Origin of the sequence: Mesorhizobium sp. CU3 (genome assembly GCF_006442965.1) — a bacterium.
Taxonomy (GTDB): Bacteria; Pseudomonadota; Alphaproteobacteria; order Rhizobiales; family Rhizobiaceae; genus Mesorhizobium.
The window spans coordinates 1-276 of record NZ_VFWX01000047.1; the positions used below are offsets into that span (position 1 = coordinate 1).

The 276-nt window shown below is 35.9% G+C and carries 1 protein-coding gene; it reads left to right on the plus strand.

The window, feature by feature from the left end; translation table 11 throughout:
* Positions 1-36 precede the first annotated feature (36 nt).
* Positions 37-258, plus strand: coding sequence for a hypothetical protein (locus FJ988_RS30545; protein ID WP_140823045.1), 222 nt, complete (start codon positions 37-39; stop codon positions 256-258).
* Positions 259-276 lie beyond the last annotated feature (18 nt).

Sequence of the window (276 nt, forward strand, 5' to 3'; positions counted from 1 at the left end):
ATGTATACTTTAACAATACGATAGGAGTTCCCGCAAATGGCAAGAGGGAAAGCAAAAATTCAGCCGGTTGAGCCTATGGTGGCTGATTTAGTCAATGGTCTGTTGAAATCTTATGATTTAGATTATCAATTAGAACAAGAAACATTAAATTCTGAAATCGATAAGGCATTATTGGAGTATGCTTCAAAGAATGGTGGTAAAGGTGGGAATCGTCCCGATGCAAAATTATTACTACAAGATAAGCACACAGATTATTGACCGGTTTTAATTGAGTAT

Bases quoted from the DNA above. Each gene is read 5' to 3' on its own strand.
- FJ988_RS30545 (WP_140823045.1), top strand. From the start codon at position 37: ATGGCAAGAGGGAAAGCAAAAATTCAGCCGGTTGAGCCTATGGTGGCT.